The sequence below is a fragment of the Ewingella americana ATCC 33852 genome, assembly GCF_000735345.1.
Taxonomy (GTDB): domain Bacteria; phylum Pseudomonadota; class Gammaproteobacteria; order Enterobacterales; family Enterobacteriaceae; genus Ewingella; species Ewingella americana.
Genome location: NZ_JMPJ01000017.1, coordinates 295,612 through 312,793 on the forward strand (window position 1 = coordinate 295,612; position 17,182 = coordinate 312,793).

General features: G+C 52.3%; 17 protein-coding genes. 8 read left to right on the forward strand and 9 right to left on the reverse strand.

The window, feature by feature from the left end; all coding sequences use genetic code 11:
• The first annotated feature begins 35 nt into the window (after positions 1-35).
• Together ftsZ and lpxC are read left to right on the forward strand one after the other, a co-directional pair.
• Positions 36-1,190, forward strand: coding sequence for a cell division protein FtsZ (gene ftsZ, locus GEAM_RS01375; RefSeq protein ID WP_034787181.1), 1,155 nt, complete (start codon positions 36-38; stop codon positions 1,188-1,190).
• Positions 1,191-1,288: 98 nt separating this feature from the next.
• Positions 1,289-2,206, forward strand: a complete 918-nt coding sequence (gene lpxC / locus GEAM_RS01380; RefSeq protein ID WP_034787184.1) for a UDP-3-O-acyl-N-acetylglucosamine deacetylase — start codon at positions 1,289-1,291, stop codon at positions 2,204-2,206.
• A gap of 12 nt (positions 2,207-2,218) precedes the next feature.
• Here the strand turns inward: lpxC and GEAM_RS01385 are convergent, their stop codons facing one another.
• Complete coding sequence (locus tag GEAM_RS01385) at positions 2,219-2,743, reverse strand: DUF721 domain-containing protein (protein ID WP_034787190.1); 525 nt, start codon at positions 2,741-2,743, stop codon at positions 2,219-2,221.
• 26 nt (positions 2,744-2,769) lie between these two features.
• On the opposite strand from GEAM_RS01385, the gene secM reads away from it, so the two are divergent.
• The 3 genes from secM to mutT all read left to right on the forward strand — a co-directional run bounded on the left by secM (position 2,770) and on the right by mutT (position 6,607).
• Complete coding sequence (gene secM, locus GEAM_RS01390; RefSeq protein ID WP_034787192.1) at positions 2,770-3,294, forward strand: secA translation cis-regulator SecM; 525 nt, start codon at positions 2,770-2,772, stop codon at positions 3,292-3,294.
• Between the two features lie 96 nt (positions 3,295-3,390).
• Positions 3,391-6,114, forward strand: coding sequence for a preprotein translocase subunit SecA (gene secA, locus GEAM_RS01395; protein ID WP_034787196.1), 2,724 nt, complete (start codon positions 3,391-3,393; stop codon positions 6,112-6,114).
• Between the two features lie 91 nt (positions 6,115-6,205).
• Positions 6,206-6,607, forward strand: coding sequence for an 8-oxo-dGTP diphosphatase MutT (gene mutT, locus GEAM_RS01400; RefSeq protein WP_084674010.1), 402 nt, complete (start codon positions 6,206-6,208; stop codon positions 6,605-6,607).
• Between the two features lie 58 nt (positions 6,608-6,665).
• On the opposite strand, the gene yacG is transcribed toward mutT, so the two are convergent.
• Genes yacG through coaE form a run of 3 tightly spaced genes read right to left on the reverse strand, consistent with a single transcriptional unit; the run spans position 6,666 to position 8,249 of the window.
• Positions 6,666-6,866 carry a DNA gyrase inhibitor YacG gene (gene yacG / locus GEAM_RS01405; protein WP_034787200.1) on the reverse strand — a complete coding sequence of 67 codons (201 nt, stop codon included), beginning with the start codon at positions 6,864-6,866 and terminating at the stop codon, positions 6,666-6,668.
• Between the two features lie 8 nt (positions 6,867-6,874).
• Positions 6,875-7,627: a cell division protein ZapD gene (gene zapD, locus GEAM_RS01410; protein ID WP_034787203.1), complete on the reverse strand. Its 753-nt coding sequence runs from the start codon at positions 7,625-7,627 to the stop codon at positions 6,875-6,877.
• Positions 7,620-8,249, reverse strand: coding sequence for a dephospho-CoA kinase (gene coaE / locus GEAM_RS01415; protein WP_034787208.1), 630 nt, complete (start codon positions 8,247-8,249; stop codon positions 7,620-7,622). The genes zapD and coaE overlap by 8 nt, the downstream gene beginning before the upstream one ends.
• Positions 8,250-8,504: 255 nt before the next feature.
• Between coaE and GEAM_RS01420 the strand changes: the two genes are divergently transcribed.
• Complete coding sequence (locus tag GEAM_RS01420; protein WP_034787211.1) at positions 8,505-9,548, forward strand: GMP reductase; 1,044 nt, start codon at positions 8,505-8,507, stop codon at positions 9,546-9,548.
• A gap of 61 nt (positions 9,549-9,609) precedes the next feature.
• On the opposite strand, the gene hofC is transcribed toward GEAM_RS01420, so the two are convergent.
• The 4 genes from hofC to nadC all read right to left on the reverse strand — a co-directional run bounded on the left by hofC (position 9,610) and on the right by nadC (position 13,944).
• Entirely contained in the window at positions 9,610-10,830 is a 1,221-nt protein-coding gene (gene hofC, locus GEAM_RS01425; RefSeq protein ID WP_051899366.1) for a protein transport protein HofC, read from the reverse strand.
• Entirely contained in the window at positions 10,827-12,302 is a 1,476-nt protein-coding gene (gene gspE / locus GEAM_RS01430) for a type II secretion system protein GspE (RefSeq protein ID WP_072009842.1), read from the reverse strand. The genes hofC and gspE overlap by 4 nt, the downstream gene beginning before the upstream one ends.
• Entirely contained in the window at positions 12,299-12,766 is a 468-nt protein-coding gene (ppdD, locus tag GEAM_RS01435; RefSeq protein ID WP_034787330.1) for a prepilin peptidase-dependent pilin, read from the reverse strand. The genes gspE and ppdD overlap by 4 nt, the downstream gene beginning before the upstream one ends.
• 284 nt (positions 12,767-13,050) lie before the next feature.
• A complete protein-coding gene (nadC, locus tag GEAM_RS01440; RefSeq protein WP_034787213.1) occupies positions 13,051-13,944 on the reverse strand; it encodes a carboxylating nicotinate-nucleotide diphosphorylase in 894 nt (297 codons plus the stop codon).
• Between the two features lie 94 nt (positions 13,945-14,038).
• Here nadC and ampD point away from each other — a divergent pair, with 94 nt between their 5' ends.
• Positions 14,039-14,608 carry a 1,6-anhydro-N-acetylmuramyl-L-alanine amidase AmpD gene (gene ampD, locus GEAM_RS01445; RefSeq protein ID WP_034787215.1) on the forward strand — a complete coding sequence of 190 codons (570 nt, stop codon included), beginning with the start codon at positions 14,039-14,041 and terminating at the stop codon, positions 14,606-14,608.
• Positions 14,609-14,675: 67 nt separating this feature from the next.
• Positions 14,676-15,530 (forward strand): beta-lactamase regulator AmpE, encoded by an 855-nt coding sequence (ampE, locus tag GEAM_RS01450; protein WP_034787218.1) that lies wholly within the window; start codon positions 14,676-14,678, stop codon positions 15,528-15,530.
• Positions 15,531-15,639: 109 nt separating this feature from the next.
• Here the strand turns inward: ampE and aroP are convergent, their stop codons facing one another.
• Positions 15,640-17,016, reverse strand: coding sequence for an aromatic amino acid transporter AroP (gene aroP, locus GEAM_RS01455; protein ID WP_034787221.1), 1,377 nt, complete (start codon positions 17,014-17,016; stop codon positions 15,640-15,642).
• Positions 17,017-17,182: the final 166 nt, after the last annotated feature.

The following is a 17,182-nucleotide window of genomic DNA, read 5'->3' on the forward strand; positions in this document are numbered from 1 at the left end:
ATCTCGAAGCGACAGGCACAAAACGGAGAGAAACTATGTTTGAACCTATGGAACTGACCAACGACGCGGTGATTAAAGTCATCGGCGTCGGCGGTGGCGGCGGTAACGCCGTAGAACACATGGTGCGCGAGCGCATCGAAGGTGTTGAATTCTTTGCCGTTAACACCGACGCACAGGCGTTGCGTAAAACGGCTGTAGGCCAGACTATCCAAATCGGTAGCGGTATTACCAAAGGTTTGGGTGCTGGTGCGAACCCAGAAGTGGGTCGTAACTCTGCTGAAGAAGACCGTGAAGCTTTGCGCGCTGCACTTGAAGGCGCGGATATGGTCTTCATCGCAGCGGGCATGGGCGGCGGTACCGGTACCGGTGCAGCGCCAGTCGTCGCTGAAGTAGCGAAAGATTTAGGTATTCTGACCGTTGCCGTCGTGACTAAGCCTTTCAACTTTGAAGGCAAGAAGCGTATGGCGTTTGCAGAGCAGGGTATCGCCGAGCTGTCCAAACACGTGGACTCCTTGATCACCATTCCTAACGACAAGCTGTTGAAAGTCTTGGGCCGTGGTATCTCCCTTTTGGATGCATTCGGTGCAGCCAACGACGTACTGAAAGGTGCGGTTCAGGGTATCGCCGAACTGATCACCCGTCCGGGTCTGATGAACGTCGACTTCGCTGACGTGCGTACCGTTATGTCCGAAATGGGTTATGCCATGATGGGTTCTGGTGTGGCATGTGGCGAAGACCGTGCGGAAGAAGCTGCCGAAATGGCAATTTCCAGCCCACTGTTGGAAGACATCGACCTGTCCGGCGCTCGCGGCGTTCTGGTCAACATCACCGCTGGTTTCGACCTGCGCTTGGATGAGTTCGAAACCGTGGGTAACACTATCCGTGCTTTCGCTTCTGACAATGCGACCGTGGTTATCGGTACGTCACTTGACCCAGAAATGAATGACGAATTGCGTGTCACCGTGGTGGCAACAGGTATTGGCATGGATAAGCGCCCAGAAATCACTCTGGTCACTAACAAGCCAGCCAGCCAGCCGGTTATGGATCACCGTTATCAGCAGCACGGGCTGTCGCCTCTGCCGCAGGAAACTAAGCCAGCAGCGAAGGTGGTTAATGATCCGAACACGCAATCTAATAAAGAGCCCGACTATTTGGACATCCCAGCCTTCCTGCGTAAGCAGGCAGACTAGTCCTAATTGTAGGATCTCCGCTCTTTGTGCTAAACTGTCCCGCCGAGCTTGATGTATTATAGGCTCGGTTGGATGGACAACATTGCGAGATAAAAACGATGATCAAACAACGTACATTAAAACGTATCGTTCAGGCGACGGGCGTCGGTTTGCATACCGGCAAGAAAGTCACCCTGACTCTGCGTCCTGCACCGGCCAATACCGGGGTCATCTATCGTCGCACTGACTTGAATCCACCGGTCGATTTCCCGGCAGATGCCAAATCCGTGCGTGATACCATGCTCTGTACTTGCCTGGTTAATGAGCATGACGTACGTATTTCTACGGTTGAGCACCTTAATGCGGCGCTGGCAGGCTTAGGCATCGATAACATCGTTATCGAAGTTGACGCACCAGAAGTGCCGATTATGGACGGTAGTGCAGCACCTTTCGTCTATCTGTTGATGGATGCAGGTATTGAAGAACTCAACAGTGCCAAGAAATTCTTGCGCATTAAAGACACTGTCCGTGTTGAAGACGGCGACAAGTGGGCTGAATTCAAACCATTCAATGGTTTCTCTTTAGACTTCACTATCGACTTCAATCACCCGGCCATTGACGCGAGTTCTCAGCGCTACAAAATGAACTTCTCCGCAGAAGCATTTGTTCGCCAAATCAGCCGCGCCCGCACCTTTGGATTTATGCGTGATATCGAGTACCTGCAGTCACGTGGTTTGTGCCTGGGTGGCAGCTTTGATTGCGCGATTGTTGTGGATGATTACCGCGTGCTTAACGAAGATGGCCTGCGTTTTGAAGATGAATTCGTTCGTCACAAAATGCTCGACGCTATCGGCGATTTGTTCATGTGTGGACATAACATTATTGGTGCGTTTACCGCATACAAGTCTGGTCATGCACTGAACAACAAGTTACTGCAAGCGGTACTGGCTAAGCAGGAAGCCTGGGAATACGTTACCTTCCAGGATGAAGCTGAAGTGCCATTGGCCTTCAAAGCCCCTTCCACAGTATTGGCGTAATCGGTACTGATATTACTTATTACGACTGGTTGTTTTGGCACCCTCTCCGGCCAATTCAGCCAGTCGTTCTAATGCTTTTCTAAGTTTCTCTGGGCTTCTGCTCGCCAAACCTCGTAATTCCTCAGCACTTTGCGCACTCAGCTGTCTAAATGGTTTTTCCTCAGAATTCACCGAGCTTTCTTTCGCGCTAATCTGCGACGCATTTTCCATTTTCACCATTAACGATGGATTAATCCTGATGTCGATTGACGACAATGATGGTAGAATTTGCGCTCGAAGTGCAGAGAGTAATGCCGGTTGTTCATAGCGTAACCGCATCATCCAGCTAGCATTTGCTATCTCAAGCACTAATATACCTTGTCGATAATTACCGACACGGCACCATGGTCGCATGGGCGTGGGTAATAAACTCTTCACGGCGCGGTTTAGTTTTAATAACGCCGCTGCCCGCTGCTGAACAAGCCGCAACGGACTTTTATCCGCTGAAGACGCATCGTCAAACAGAACATCTAATAATTGTGGGCGACTATCGCGCATGACTGGCTCCGGCGGATTGTAAACTTGTGATTGGCATTCTAAATCGTTGGCGACAATTTGGCAGAAGGTATTTTTGGCCGCATCTCCTATTGGGGATGGTCGCGGCTAGCCTCGGCGTGTCGACGAATCTATCACAAACGGAATTAGCCTCAGTCCCGAATGCATCGTCCAGTGTAAACCGCCTTAACATCGGGAGTACAGGGCTGACGAATCTCGCCCTGCTTCAGGCGCATCGCCGCCCGGCGTTTGGGGTAGATTACTGGCAACAGCACGCGCTGCGCACGGTTATTCGCCATCTCTCTTTTGCTTTAGCGCCTCAGGTAGTTTATACCGTTACGCCTGAAGTGGTGGCTGATGAAGCCGAACCTCTGCATATTCAGCAGCTTGCACTGCTGGTCACGCTAAATTCTTTACTGACGCATGAGCCGAAACCTCCGGTTATTATTCGTCAGACCAAGCAACCCCTCATTCTTTCCACGCACCAGCATCAGCCCGGCTTGTGGCTGGCTCAGGTGCAAGGTATCCGCGCCGGTCCCACTTCTTTGAGTTAATTACTCTCTGATTTCAGAAGTCTTATTTGCTATTTCTTTCAATAAATCAACAAAATAGTGGCTGCTATTGGCAGCTTCAAAGAGACATTAAGCATTATGTTAATCAAATTATTGACCAAAGTTTTTGGTAGCCGTAACGATCGTACTCTGCGCCGTATGCGCAAAGTTGTTGATCTCATCAACCGCATGGAACCTGAGATCCAGAAGCTGACCGACGACCAGTTAAAAGCCAAGACGGATGAATTCCGCGCACGTTTAGCAAAAGGTGAAGTTCTGGAAAACCTCATTCCTGAGGCTTTCGCTGTAGTTCGTGAATCAAGTAAACGCGTCTTCGGTATGCGTCACTTCGACGTCCAGCTGTTGGGTGGTATGGTTCTGAACGAACGCTGCATCGCGGAAATGCGTACGGGTGAAGGTAAAACCTTGACCGCGACGCTGCCAGCTTACCTGAACGCCCTGAGCGGCAAAGGTGTTCACGTTGTTACCGTCAACGACTACTTGGCGCAGCGTGACGCCGAAAACAACCGTGCACTGTTTGAATTCTTGGGCCTGACCATCGGCATCAACTTGCCAAACATGCCAGCACCGGCCAAGCGCGCTGCTTACGCCGCTGACATCACTTACGGCACAAACAACGAATACGGCTTTGACTACCTGCGCGACAACATGGCTTTCAGCCCTGAAGAGCGCGTTCAGCGTAAACTGCACTACGCACTGGTCGATGAGGTTGACTCAATCTTGATCGACGAAGCGCGTACTCCGCTGATCATCTCCGGCCCGGCCGAAGACAGCTCAGAAATGTACATCCGCGTGAACAAGCTGATCCCTCAGCTGATTCGTCAGGAAAAAGAAGACTCAGACAGCTTCCAAGGTGAAGGTCACTTCTCCGTGGATGAGAAAGCGCGTCAGGTTCACCTGACTGAACGCGGTCTGGTTCTGATTGAAGAAATGCTGATGGAAGCGGGCATCATGGACGACGGCGAGTCCCTGTACTCTCCATCTAACATCATGCTGATGCACCACGTGACCGCGGCACTGCGCGCCCACGTGCTGTTCACCCGTGACGTTGACTACATCGTTAAAGATGGCGAAGTTATCATCGTCGACGAACACACTGGCCGTACCATGCAGGGTCGCCGTTGGTCTGATGGTCTGCATCAGGCAGTTGAAGCCAAAGAAGGCGTCGACATTCAAAACGAAAACCAGACGCTGGCTTCCATCACCTTCCAGAACTACTTCCGTCTGTACGAGAAGCTGGCGGGTATGACCGGTACTGCGGACACCGAAGCATTCGAATTTAGCTCTATCTACAAGCTCGACACCATCGTGGTGCCAACCAACCGCCCAATGGTGCGTAAAGATTTGCCGGATCTGGTCTACATGACTGAAATGGAAAAAATCGGCGCAATCATTGAAGACATCCGTGAGCGTACTGCCAACGGCCAGCCGGTTCTGGTGGGTACTATCTCGATTGAGAAGTCAGAAGTGGTTTCTCGTGAGCTGGATAAAGCAGGCATCGCGCACAGCGTTCTGAACGCCAAATTCCACGCCAAAGAAGCAGATATCGTTGCTCAGGCGGGTCAGCCAAGCGCGGTTACCATCGCAACCAACATGGCCGGTCGTGGTACCGACATCGTGTTGGGTGGTAGCTGGCAGGTTGAGATTGAAAATCTGGGCGAAGAAGTGACTGACGAGCAGAAAGCGCAGATCAAAGCAGCATGGCAAATTCGCCATGACGCGGTTCTGGCTTCTGGTGGTCTGCACATCATTGGTACAGAGCGTCATGAATCTCGCCGTATCGATAACCAGTTGCGTGGTCGTGCAGGTCGTCAGGGTGACGCAGGCTCATCTCGCTTCTACCTGTCGATGGAAGATGCCCTGATGCGTATCTTCGCCTCAGACCGCGTTTCTAACATGATGCGTAAGCTGGGTATGAAGCCGGGCGAAGCCATTGAGCACCCTTGGGTGACCAAGGCGATTGCTAACGCACAGCGTAAAGTTGAAAGCCGTAACTTTGATATTCGTAAGCAACTGCTTGAATATGATGATGTTGCCAGCGATCAGCGTCGTGCTATCTACAGCCAGCGTAACGAATTGCTGGACGTGTCAGACGTGAGCGAAACCATTCGCAGCATCCGCGAAGACGTGTTCAAAAGCACCATCGACAGCTACATTCCACCTCAGTCTCTGGAAGAGATGTGGGATGTTGAAGGTCTGGAACAGCGCCTGAAAAACGATTTCGAGCTGGAAATGCCGATTGCAGAGTGGCTGGACAAAGAGCCAGAGCTGCATGAAGAGACCCTGCGCGAGCGTATTCTGGAAAACGCGATGGAGTCTTACGCGCGTAAAGAAGAAGTGGTTGGCGTTGAGATGATGCGTAACTTTGAGAAAGGCGTGATGTTGCAGACGCTGGACTCACTGTGGAAAGAGCACTTGGCGGCGATGGATTACCTGCGTCAAGGTATCCACTTACGTGGCTACGCGCAGAAAGATCCAAAGCAAGAGTACAAGCGCGAGTCCTTCGCTATGTTCGCCTCTATGCTGGAATCACTGAAATATGAAGTGGTTAGCGTTCTGAGCAAGGTTCAGGTTCGCATGCCAGAAGAAGTTGAAGCAATGGAAGAGCAGCGCCGCGAAGAAGCTGAGCGTCTGGCTCGCCAGCAGCACCTTAGCCATCAGGACCAGACTTCTTTAGAAATCGAAGAAGCCGAGCGTCTGGCATCTGGCTCTCAGGGCGACCGTAAAGTGGGCCGTAACGACCCATGCCCATGTGGTTCAGGTAAGAAATACAAACAGTGCCACGGCCGTTTACAGAAGTAATCTGTTAACCCCGTGAATCTATAAAGTCGAAGGGCGGTTAATCACCGCCCTTTGCTTATTCTCAGCACCTAAGATGAATAAGGATGGAAACATGTCGCTGAAAAGAATCACTATTTCGGTGGGAATTATTCGTAACGCGCAGAAAGAGATCTTCATTACTCAGCGTGATGCTTCCTCACATATGGCTGGGTTCTGGGAGTTTCCGGGCGGTAAAGTCGAGCAGGGCGAAACGCCCGCGCAGGCGGTGATTCGCGAGTTGCAGGAAGAGGCGGGTATTGTGGCTGAAAAGCCGGTGCTGATTAAAAGCCTTGAGCATATCTTCCCGGATCGCGTGATTAACCTGCACTTCCACTTGGTTGAACAGTGGCAGGGCGAGCCGTACGGCAAAGAGGGGCAGCCAATGCGTTGGGTTCCGCAGGCCGAGCTTAAAGTGGAAGATTTCCCACCGGCCAATGAGTCGATTGTTAAAGCCTTAAATAACGGTGAGATTTAACACTCACTAAAGCAAAAAAGGAGCCTAAGGCTCCTTTTTTTATGACTGGCACGCCGGATTAATGAATTTCCTCTTCGCTCCAGTCATCCAGATCATTGATATCGCCTTTGCTTGGAATGCGCTTCTCTTCGTCAGCCCATTCGCCAAGGTCGATAAGCTGGCAGCGTTTGCAGCAGAAAGGTCGATAAGGGCTCTGTTCGCCCCAAACAACGGCTTTGCCGCAGGTCGGGCAGTTAACCTTGGTGATTTCAGGATCCATCTTTACTCCTAACAACAGGCAAGTTCAAAAGTCAGTCTGGCAGGCACTTGACCACGTTCGCTATCGAGTGGCAAGAACCGAATCGCGTAACGGGTTTTGTGACCAGACACTTGCGGATACAGCTGATTTTCCAGAGAGATACGCAATCTCAGCAGGTCTGCGCCTTCGGCATTCTCTTGGAAGAATCCGTTGAGGCTAATTTGGTTTTTGAATGCGCCAGATTGGCGAATCAAATCCAACACCTGAGTCAGCGCATTATTCAGCGGATTCAGGGTGTCGAGCCACTCGCGCACGTCGCTGTCACGGTGTGACTGCGGTAGATGTAGCCAGATATGCAGGGTCGGCAAATCAAAACTACAGCAGCCGCCCGGGATGCTCAGGCGCTGGCGAACCAGTGCCATCAGGCGGTCTTCGCGCAGCGCTTGGCCGATTCGCGGGGCTTTGAACAACACGGCTGCGTTTTGCTTCAGTTCGCTGCGCAGGGCATCTATGCGCGAAAGGTCCACGCCGGGAACATCTTGCCACTGCGATAACTTCTGCTGTTGGCGCTCTAGCTCTTTGAGTAAATCAGTCCTGACTTCTCCACGCTCCAGAACATCCAATAAATCAGACGCAGTGCGGAAAAAAAGTAACGCGGTAGAAATGGACGTGATTTGAGTATTGGCATGCATCTGCTGCAATAAAAACTCAATGCGCAGCCATGTCCGCATTTTTTCATTTAAAGGATGTTCAAAGAGAACGGTAGTTACTACATCACTCATTCTTGTCAATATCCTGTCGGGTCGCTGAAGCCGCCAATTCCAGATAACGGCTATGTAATGAAGCAACACGCGGTTCGAGCGTCTCGGCACCACCGTTGTTATCAATAATGTCATCCGCGCAGTCCAGTCGCTGTTGGCGACTCGCTTGCGCAGACAGAATACTTTGAGCCTGCTGTAGGCTTATACCATCGCGCTGCATGGTTCTGGCTAGCTGCGTCTGTTCACTGACATCCACCACTAACACGCGATCCGCCACGCTATGCAATCCGTTCTCCACCAGCAAAGGCACCACCCACAAGACATAAGGCGTGGTTGCTGTGGCGAAAAGCTGTTTGGTTCGGGCATGAATCAAAGGGTGAAGAAGTTGATTAACCCACTGTTTTTCTTCTGGATTGCTGAAGATTTTTTGTCGCAATGCGCCGCGATTCAGTGAGCCATCATCATGAGCAATCTCTTTGCCAAAGTGATCAATTAAAGCCTGTAATGCCGGTTGGCCAGGTTCAACCACTTGGCGAGCAATGACGTCAGCATCAACGATACTCACGCCGTGGCGGGCGAAGCTGTCGGCGACCGTGCTTTTGCCGCTGCCGATACCTCCGGTCAATGCAACGATATAACTCATGCGTTCACTCTAAAAAGACTGTTGGCTTAAATGATAAAGAGATTATGAGTAAGTGCAAGCCGGGCTGGTCTCGCTTTTGACTCGAGGTTTGGCTTAATTGCAGATTCAAAGTCTGTGATTAAAGTTGTGAAAGCAGTCTTGCCGTTATGGTTTTCCTGCGTATGATAAAACCACTGGAAAGGGTGGCAAACAACCCCGTTTGTACCTTAGCGATCTGTCGCCACGATTTATCGCAACAAACCAGGACATGACCTCATGCGTATTGAAGAAGATTTGAAGTTAGGTTTCAAAGACGTTTTAATCCGGCCAAAACGTTCTACCCTCAAAAGCCGTTCAGAAGTAGAGCTAGAGCGCACTTTCACCTTCAAACATCCCGGTTTCAGCTGGTCTGGCACCCCGATTATTGCGGCCAATATGGATACCGTGGGGACTTTCCGTATGGCGCAGGCTCTCGCTTCGTTTGACGTTCTCACCGCGGTTCACAAGCATTACAGCGTTGAGCAATGGAAAGCGTTTGTTGATGCCTCCAATGAATCTGTCTTGCGTCACGTGATGGTTTCCACCGGCACTTCAGAGTCTGATTTCACTAAGCTGAAGCAGATTTTGGCGCTTTCCCCGCTGCTTAAATTTGTGTGTCTTGATGTTGCCAACGGCTATTCCGAGCATTTTGTCTCCTTCTTGCAGCGCGTGCGCGAAGCATGTCCGGACAAAGTAATTTGCGCCGGTAACGTCGTAACGGGCGAAATGGTTGAAGAGCTGATCCTCTCCGGCGCGGATATCGTCAAAGTGGGCATTGGACCCGGCTCCGTCTGCACCACTCGCGTAAAAACTGGCGTCGGCTACCCGCAACTGTCTGCCGTGATTGAATGCGCCGACGCAGCCCACGGCCTTGGCGGCCAAATCGTCAGCGATGGCGGATGTGCCGTTCCGGGCGATGTAGCCAAAGCCTTTGGCGGCGGCGCTGATTTTGTGATGCTTGGCGGTATGCTGGCAGCTCATGACGAGTGCGAAGGCACCGTGGTTGAGGAAGATGGCGAGAAGTTCATGCTGTTCTACGGCATGAGTTCAGAATCAGCCATGAAGCGCCACGTTGGCGGCGTTGCGGAATACCGCGCTGCCGAAGGCAAAACCGTTAAACTGCCTTTGCGCGGCCCGGTGGAAAATACCGTGCGCGACATCCTCGGCGGCTTGCGTTCTGCCTGCACCTATGTGGGGGCTGAGCGCTTGAAAGAGCTGACTAAACGCACCACTTTTATCCGCGTAGCTGAGCAAGAAAACCGTCTTTTCGGCTCTAAATAATACGCTTTTGCACGGCGGCTTTAGCCTGTTGCCGCCGTGTTCTTGCTTCACTCCTGCCGAATCACCCCATAGCCGCCCCCAGTTGGAAGATGGGCAAGTACATCGCTATCACTAATCCTCCCACCAGTACCCCCATGACAACCATCATCAGTGGCTCTATTGACTGCGCCATGCTGTCCGCCAATTGATTTGCCTGCTGGTGATGCCACTGCGCGAGTTTTAATAAGATTTCATCCAGCGACCCGGACTCCTCACCTATATGGATTAATTGTTGGCAGAGGGAGGGGAAAAGGGGCGATTGCCCAAAGGCTTGGTGAAGCGGCGTGCCTAGCGTTATCTGATGTTTTATTTCCAAGATAGCCTGTTCAAACAGCAGGTTAGTTGAAGCCGTTGCCGCCGCCTCAAGGCTGGCGATAAGCGTCAAGCCCGCCTGTTGCGTCATGGCAAGTGTTTGGAATATCTGACCTAAGCAGCTGTCTGCTATGAGGCTTCGGATCAACGGTACGCGCATCAGCAGCTTTTGTTCCCTTCTGCGCCACAGCGCTTCGGGATGATATTTTTTGAAGTAAAAGACGGTGGCAATAATGATGAGAAAAGTAGTTGCCGGACCAAAGCGTATCAATCCCTGTGACGCAAGGATCAATAGGGTAGTAAACCACGGGAGCTGGGCATCAAATGAGGCATAGATTTTAGCAAATTCCGGCAGGACCATGGTTAGCATTAAAATGGTCACCGTACTGGCAATCGCCAATACAATCAGCGGATACCTCAGCGCCTTTTTTACCTTGCGGCTAAGCTCCGCCTGCTTCTCTTGCTGTAATGCAAGTTGTAGGCAGCAGTGGTCAAGCTGCCCGGTCATTTCGCCGATAGCGATAATGCGACGGTAGATGACCGGAAAAACCTGCGGAAACTGCCCAACCATAGCGGAAAGCTGCGTGCCCTCCCGCACGCCGGTAAAGATAGTTTGCAGAATGCATCGCCACGGCGCTTTCGGGTGCTCATTCGCCAGTAGCGTCAAGCTGTTGACCAAGGGCAACCCGGTTTGCAGTAACGTCGCCAATTGCCGGATAAAAGCAATCAGGTCGGCACCTTTCCAATAGGCAGCGCGAACTCGCTGTTGGTACTTCACGCTGACGGGCTGGAGTGCCAGAGTGAACAGTTGTTGATGTACCGAGAGCTCATCCGCCGACAGCAGTTCTCCTGACTGTAAGTTGCCAAGGGCATCAACACCCTCCCAGCGATACAGGTTCAGGCGCTGTGTTGGCGGATGAGCCTCTGTCATGCCGTTTCTCCCTCACCAGACACGCGGTAAAGCTCTTCAAGCGATGTCGTCCCTTGTTGAACCAGCAGCATCCCGGCCTCCATCAGCGTTTTATGCCCCTGAGAACGAGCAATTTTGTTTAGCTCGGCGACGCTGGCACCGTTAACCAGAGCCTGCTGTAGCGCAGGAGTGATGGTTAAAATCTCATAAATACCCGTCCTGCCGTAATAGCCTTGATAGCAGCGTTCACAGCCTCCCGCTATCCACAGTGGCATAGGGCCGGGACGGCCTTTTTCACCATGATCCACGAAAGAGGCGTGGGGTTTTCGGCAGTGTGGGCAGAGCTTGCGGACCAAGCGTTGGGCTATCACCAGTTTTAAACTAGCGGCGATGTGATAGCCCTCGATGCCCATCTGCCCCAAGCGATTAAGGGTTTCGCAGGTCGAATTGGTATGCAGAGTGGAGAGCACCAGATGACCCGTTTGTGCCGCTTTGATAGCGATCTCGGCGGTTTCCTGATCGCGTATCTCGCCCACCATAATGACGTCCGGGTCTTGCCGCAGTAGAGCACGCAGCACGGTCGCGAAGTTTAAATCCGTTTTGGTATTAATCTGGGTCTGATTAATGCCCGTCACGGGGATCTCAACCGGATCCTCGACGCTACAGATATTGCGTTGCACGGCATTCAGATGCCGCAAACCGCCGTACAGCGTGACGGTTTTACCACTGCCAGTAGGGCCGGTGACCAGAATCAGCCCCTGTGGGCACTTCAAGGCATTGATGTAATGGCATAAATCACGCGGCGTGAAGCCCAGTTGATCCAACCCCAAATCTTGCTGAGTTATCTTCAATACACGCAGAACGATTTTTTCACCGTAAAGCGTGGGCAGTGAGGAGATCCGCAGAGAGAAGCGCTGGTTTTGCAGAGTCACCATCAGCTGTCCATCCTGCGGCAATCGCCTTTCAGCCACGTTGAGTTGGCCCATAATTTTGATGCGGGCGCACAGGCTGGCGTTCATGGAAGCCTCTGGTCCGGGGATCTCCTGCAACACTCCATCAATGCGTAGACGAATGCGCAGCGCGTTTTCGCTTGGCTCGAAATGAATATCTGAGGCTCGGCGAAGTATCGCGGTACGCAGCACCTGATTTAAGAAGTTAACCACCGGCGCTTCACTGTCATCCTCCAGTTCATTGCTGCTGGTGGCGAGTATCGACGCGATAGCCGCCGGATCCTCTAACGCCACTTCTTGCTGGCAAGCCGTAGAGCGCTCTATGGCTTGGGTGAAGCGTTCCGCCGCCCAGAATTCAATCTCGATTTTTAAGGCGCAGGCGAATTCGAGCGCCTTTTTAAGCGCATCGGTATCGCTTTCAACTTCATGGCAAGCCACCCTTAAGATTGATTCATTCTTATGTAAAACAATGGCTTTGTAGCGCTGGCAAAGCTTGGTCAGCGCCTCGTCAGTGAGATGAGTAAGGTTCGCTGTTGTCATCATTCGGCCGCCTTAGGCGGTGAGGCAAAGCGGAAGACGCTTTCACAAGCCTGTTTCATCACTGCGTTTTGGGCGTTGGTACAGGTCCTCGTCCAGCTAATGGTGCCGGAAGTCGCGTTGAGTGATGGTGCCATCACGACGCTTAAACCACTTAGCGCCTGTTGGCCGGTGAGGGTGATAACCCCTGCTGCCACGGCAACCTGACTGACATAGCGCGTCGCCGCCGTCGCCGGAATACCTTGAGTGGCGACATTGCACGGGGTGAGGGCGCCCTGATCTATGGCACAAAGTTCAACGCCCGTTTTATAGGGCACCATGGTTTGCAGCATGTCGGTAAGCGCGGCTTTTTGAATGTAGCTTTGGTAAGCCGGGATCCCGATGGCGCTGAGTATCGCGATGATGGCGATGACGACCATCAGTTCGATGAGGGTAAAGCCTTGTTGTCTTAGCTGTTTGTTGCTGACCATTTTCATTTCTCCTTAATATTGATGGCTCAAGTTCGGGCCTCCATCGCCCTTGGTCAGCAACTTAGCGATTAATATTTTCCGCTGCCATGCCCGTTGAACGGCTCTCCGCGACACCTCGAGAAATAAAAATGAGCGCATGTAAAAGCCCGCAAAGATTGCGGCATGTCTCGCAGTGTTGAAGGTTGGGGTCAGAAGAAATCTGTATGGCAAGAAATAAGGTGGTAGAAGAGAAGGCAGGGAGAGAAATGCCCCCTGATGGCAGAGGGCAGGGTATCAATGAGGAGTTAGCTAAAGCGCATGGAGAGGTCCATGGCGCGAATATGCTTGGTTAAAGCACCGACGGAGATGTAGTCGACACCCGTCTCGGCGAATTCGCGCAGGGTTTTGTCCGTGACGTTGCCAGACACTTCGAGCTGCGCCCGTTTGTTGGTGAGGGCCACGGCTTCGCGCATCATCGGCACGGTGAAGTTGTCGAGCATGATGATGTCTGCTCCAGCGTCCAGAGCCTGTTGCAGCTCATCCAGAGTCTCGACTTCAACCTCTACTGGTACGCTAGCGTGGATCTGCTGGGCTTTGGCGACGGCGGCTTTTATCGAACCGCTGGCAATAATGTGGTTTTCTTTAATCAGAAATGCATCGGCCAGACCCAAACGGTGGTTGCTGCCGCCGCCGCAAAGCACGGCATATTTCAGCGCGGTGCGCAGGCCCGGCAGGGTTTTACGGGTGTCTAGCAGACGGGTTTGAGTGCCTTCGAGCAGCTTCACGTAATGGCTGACTTCGGTGGCTACGCCCGATAAGGTTTGCACGAAGTTCAATGCGGTACGCTCGCCGGTTAGCAGCACGCGCGCAGACCCGAAAAGCTCACAAAGCGTTTGATTCTCAACTACTTTGTCGCCGTCCTGCACCTTCCATGAGATGGTGACCGCGCCGTTGCTCAGTTGGTTGAACACTTCATCAAGCCATTTCTGGCCACAAAAAATGCCAGCTTCTCGGGTAATAATTGTCGCCTTAGCGAGAGTCTTTTCATCGAGAAGTTGGGCAGTCAGATCGTTATTGGCGTTGGCCTCACCACCGAGGTCTTCACCCAGTGCCTGAGTCACTGATGCAGGGATATCATTTTGAATACGTTCGAGTAACAGCGCCCGGCGACTTTCAAGGCTGTAGCTGCGGGTAGACATACAAATACTCCGAAATGGCGGCTAAGGGAGAGAAAAAAACATGCTACCCTGTTGCCGTAATAAGTACCACCAAAGCCCACCGTTGAGGTCCTTGATGCAGTTAGAAAATGGCTGGATTACCGAAGCTCGAAAGGTAATTTCCCCGCACTTTGATCTTCGCCCTGAAGATGAAATTCCTTCGCTGCTGGTTATTCATAACATCAGCCTGCCGCCCGGCCAGTTTGGCGGCCCCTATATCGATCAGCTGTTTACCGGCACGCTGGACCCCAACGAGCACCCTTATTTTGCCGATATCCACCACTTGCGCGTTGCGGCGCACTGCCTGATCCGCCGTGATGGCGAGGTGGTGCAGTATGTGCCTTTCGACAAACGTGCATGGCATGCTGGCGTTTCGGTGTGGCAGGGAAGGGAGCGCTGTAACGACTTTTCAATTGGTATTGAGCTGGAAGGGACGGATTCCGACCCCTTTACCGAGGCGCAATATCAAAGCCTGATTTCAGTTAGTGAGTTGTTAATTAAGCACTATCCTATTAGTGTTGATAGCATCACTGGTCACAGTGACATCGCCCCCGGCCGCAAAACGGACCCCGGCCCTGAGTTTCAGTGGGAGCACTATTTGTCATCATTAGGGCAACATCAGGTTAACGAGAGCGACAGGGACTGACGTAAACTACGGCGTAATGGATGGGCTATTTTCCGCCCTTGACGTGCAACAGAGAGAGTAATTACCGATGACGTTATTTACCTTATTGTTGGTGCTGGCTTGGGAGCGCCTGTTCAAATTGGGCGAGCACTGGCAGTTAGATCATCGTTTCGAAGTGATTTTCCGTCGCGGGCACAATGCCAGCCTGACGAAAACTCTGGCGATTGCCATTGTCTGGATGGCCCTGCTATGGCTGGTACTGCGGGCGTTTCACGGTTTCTTCTTCGGCGTGCCTTCTTTAATTCTTTGGGTGGTGATTTGCCTGTTCTGCATCGGCGCGGGTATTAAGCGCAAGCATTACCGTGCCTATCTCAAGGCAGCGCGTCAGGGGGATGCTAACGCTTGTTCGGCTATGGCCGAGGAGCTAGCCCTTATCCACGGTTTACCGGTTGATTGTACTGAAGAAGTTCGACTAAGAGAGCTGCAAAATGCGCTGTTGTGGATTAACTTCCGCTACTACTTGGCGCCGCTGTTTTGGTTCGTGGTCTTCGGCCCTTATGGCCCAATTGCGCTGGGTGGCTATGCCGTTTTGCGTGGTTATCAAACTTGGCTGGCGCGTCATACCACGCCGATGAAACGTTCACAGTCCGGGGTTGATGCCTTGCTGCATGTTCTGGATTGGATCCCTGTTCGTCTGGCTGGCGTGGCTTATGCGTTGCTGGGACACGGCGAGAAAGCGCTGCCAGCGTGGTTTGCATCTCTGGGCGATATCCACACTTCGCAATATCAGGTTTTGACCAATCTGGCACAGTTCTCATTGGCGCGTGACCCCCATACTGACCCAGTTCAGACGCCGCGTGCTGCGGTTTCTCTGGCGCGAAAAGTCACCATGATTATTCTGGTGGTGGTCGCGGTGCTGACCATCTACGGCACTTTGGTTTAAGTTCGATTCCATTCCAGCCAATCTTTTCCCGACAATAAAAAAGCCCGGTTATTCACCGGGCTTTTTACTTTTAACATTTATAGGCAAAAAAGCTTGGAAGTAAGAAAGCTTACTTGGCCGTCGCGTTAACTGCTTTGGTGTTTTTGCTTTTCAGCAGGTAACCCACAGCCAGAATGGCAATCCACACTGGGATCAGCCATACGGAGATCGCCATGCCCGGGGTGATAGCCATAATCACCAGAATCGCCGCCATAAACAGCAGGCAGATGTAGTTACCGACGGGGTAGAGCAGTGCTTTGAACTTCGGCTCCACGCCTTCTTTGCGTTTAGCTTGGCGGAACTTGATGTGCGCCAGGCTAATCATCGCCCAGTTGATCACCAGTGCAGAGACCACCAGAGCCATCAGCAGGCCAAAGGCTTCGCCCGGCATCAGGTAGTTAATCAGCACGCAAAGCGCAGTAGTCGTAGCCGATACCAGAATGGATGCCACTGGCACACCGCGTTTATCAACATTGAGCAAGGCTTTTGGCGCATTACCCTGTTGAGCAAGGCCGAACAGCATGCGGCTGTTGCAGTAAACGCAGCTGTTATAGACCGACAGCGCCGCCGTCAGGATAACCACGTTCAGGGCATTGGCTACCAGCGCATCGCCCAGCTCGTGGAAAATCAGCACGAACGGGCTGGTGTCTGGCCCTACGCGAGTCCAAGGCATCAGCGACAGAAGAACCGCCAGCGAACCCACATAGAAAATCAGGATGCGGTAGATAACCTGATTGGTGGCTTTTGGAATGCTGACCTCTGGGTTATCGGCTTCAGCCGCGGTGATACCCACCAGCTCAAGGCCGCCAAACGAGAACATAATGATGGCCATCATCATGACCAGCCCGGTCATGCCGTGAGGCAGGAACCCGCCTTGCTCCCACAGGTTACGCACGGTGGCCTGCGGGCCCGCGGTGTCGCTGAACAGTAACCAGCCGCCGAACAGGATCATGGCAACAACCGCCACAACCTTGATGATTGCGAACCAGAATTCCATTTCACCAAACACTTTCACGTTGGTGAGGTTGATGGCGTTAATCAGCACGAAGAAGGCCGCAGCAGAGGCCCAGGTTGGGATCTCCGGCCACCAGAATTGAATGTATTTACCGACCGCGGTCAATTCTGCCATGGCAACCAGGATATAGAGCACCCAGTAGTTCCAGCCAGACGCGAAGCCAGCAAAACCACCCCAATATTTATAGGCAAAATGGCTAAATGAGCCTGCTACGGGCTCTTCCACGACCATCTCACCCAGCTGTCGCATAATCAAAAATGCTATAAATCCAGCGATAATATAGCCAAGGATAATTCCCGGGCCCGCGGATTGGATAACGGAGGCGCTGCCCAGAAACAGGCCTGTACCGACAGCCCCGCCCAGCGCAATCAACTGAATGTGGCGGTTTTTTAACCCGCGCTTCAGCTCATCGCCGTGTTGTCGATCATCCATCTACTGATCCTCTGTGTTTGGGTAAACCCCATACAAATCTGCACGTTAAGCAAGTTGTAAGGCGATGATTACAGTTATTGTATCTTTTTATTTACGGCTGTCATGAGGCAAAAAACCAGCACGAACTACCGTTGGGGGAAGAATAGTGCTATGCGCGACAGTTTGC

Bases quoted from the DNA above. Each gene is read 5' to 3' on its own strand.
- ftsZ (WP_034787181.1), top strand. From the start codon at position 36: ATGTTTGAACCTATGGAACTGACCAACGACGCGGTGATTAAAGTCATC.
- lpxC (WP_034787184.1), top strand. From the start codon at position 1,289: ATGATCAAACAACGTACATTAAAACGTATCGTTCAGGCGACGGGCGTC.
- GEAM_RS01385 (WP_034787190.1), bottom strand. From the start codon at position 2,743: ATGCGCGATAGTCGCCCACAATTATTAGATGTTCTGTTTGACGATGCG.
- secA (WP_034787196.1), top strand. From the start codon at position 3,391: ATGTTAATCAAATTATTGACCAAAGTTTTTGGTAGCCGTAACGATCGT.
- mutT (WP_084674010.1), top strand. From the start codon at position 6,206: ATGTCGCTGAAAAGAATCACTATTTCGGTGGGAATTATTCGTAACGCG.
- yacG (WP_034787200.1), bottom strand. From the start codon at position 6,866: ATGGATCCTGAAATCACCAAGGTTAACTGCCCGACCTGCGGCAAAGCC.
- zapD (WP_034787203.1), bottom strand. From the start codon at position 7,627: ATGAGTGATGTAGTAACTACCGTTCTCTTTGAACATCCTTTAAATGAA.
- coaE (WP_034787208.1), bottom strand. From the start codon at position 8,249: ATGAGTTATATCGTTGCATTGACCGGAGGTATCGGCAGCGGCAAAAGC.
- GEAM_RS01420 (WP_034787211.1), top strand. From the start codon at position 8,505: ATGCGTATTGAAGAAGATTTGAAGTTAGGTTTCAAAGACGTTTTAATC.
- hofC (WP_051899366.1), bottom strand. From the start codon at position 10,830: ATGACAGAGGCTCATCCGCCAACACAGCGCCTGAACCTGTATCGCTGG.
- gspE (WP_072009842.1), bottom strand. From the start codon at position 12,302: ATGATGACAACAGCGAACCTTACTCATCTCACTGACGAGGCGCTGACC.
- ppdD (WP_034787330.1), bottom strand. From the start codon at position 12,766: ATGGTCAGCAACAAACAGCTAAGACAACAAGGCTTTACCCTCATCGAA.
- nadC (WP_034787213.1), bottom strand. From the start codon at position 13,944: ATGTCTACCCGCAGCTACAGCCTTGAAAGTCGCCGGGCGCTGTTACTC.
- ampD (WP_034787215.1), top strand. From the start codon at position 14,039: ATGCAGTTAGAAAATGGCTGGATTACCGAAGCTCGAAAGGTAATTTCC.
- ampE (WP_034787218.1), top strand. From the start codon at position 14,676: ATGACGTTATTTACCTTATTGTTGGTGCTGGCTTGGGAGCGCCTGTTC.
- aroP (WP_034787221.1), bottom strand. From the start codon at position 17,016: ATGGATGATCGACAACACGGCGATGAGCTGAAGCGCGGGTTAAAAAAC.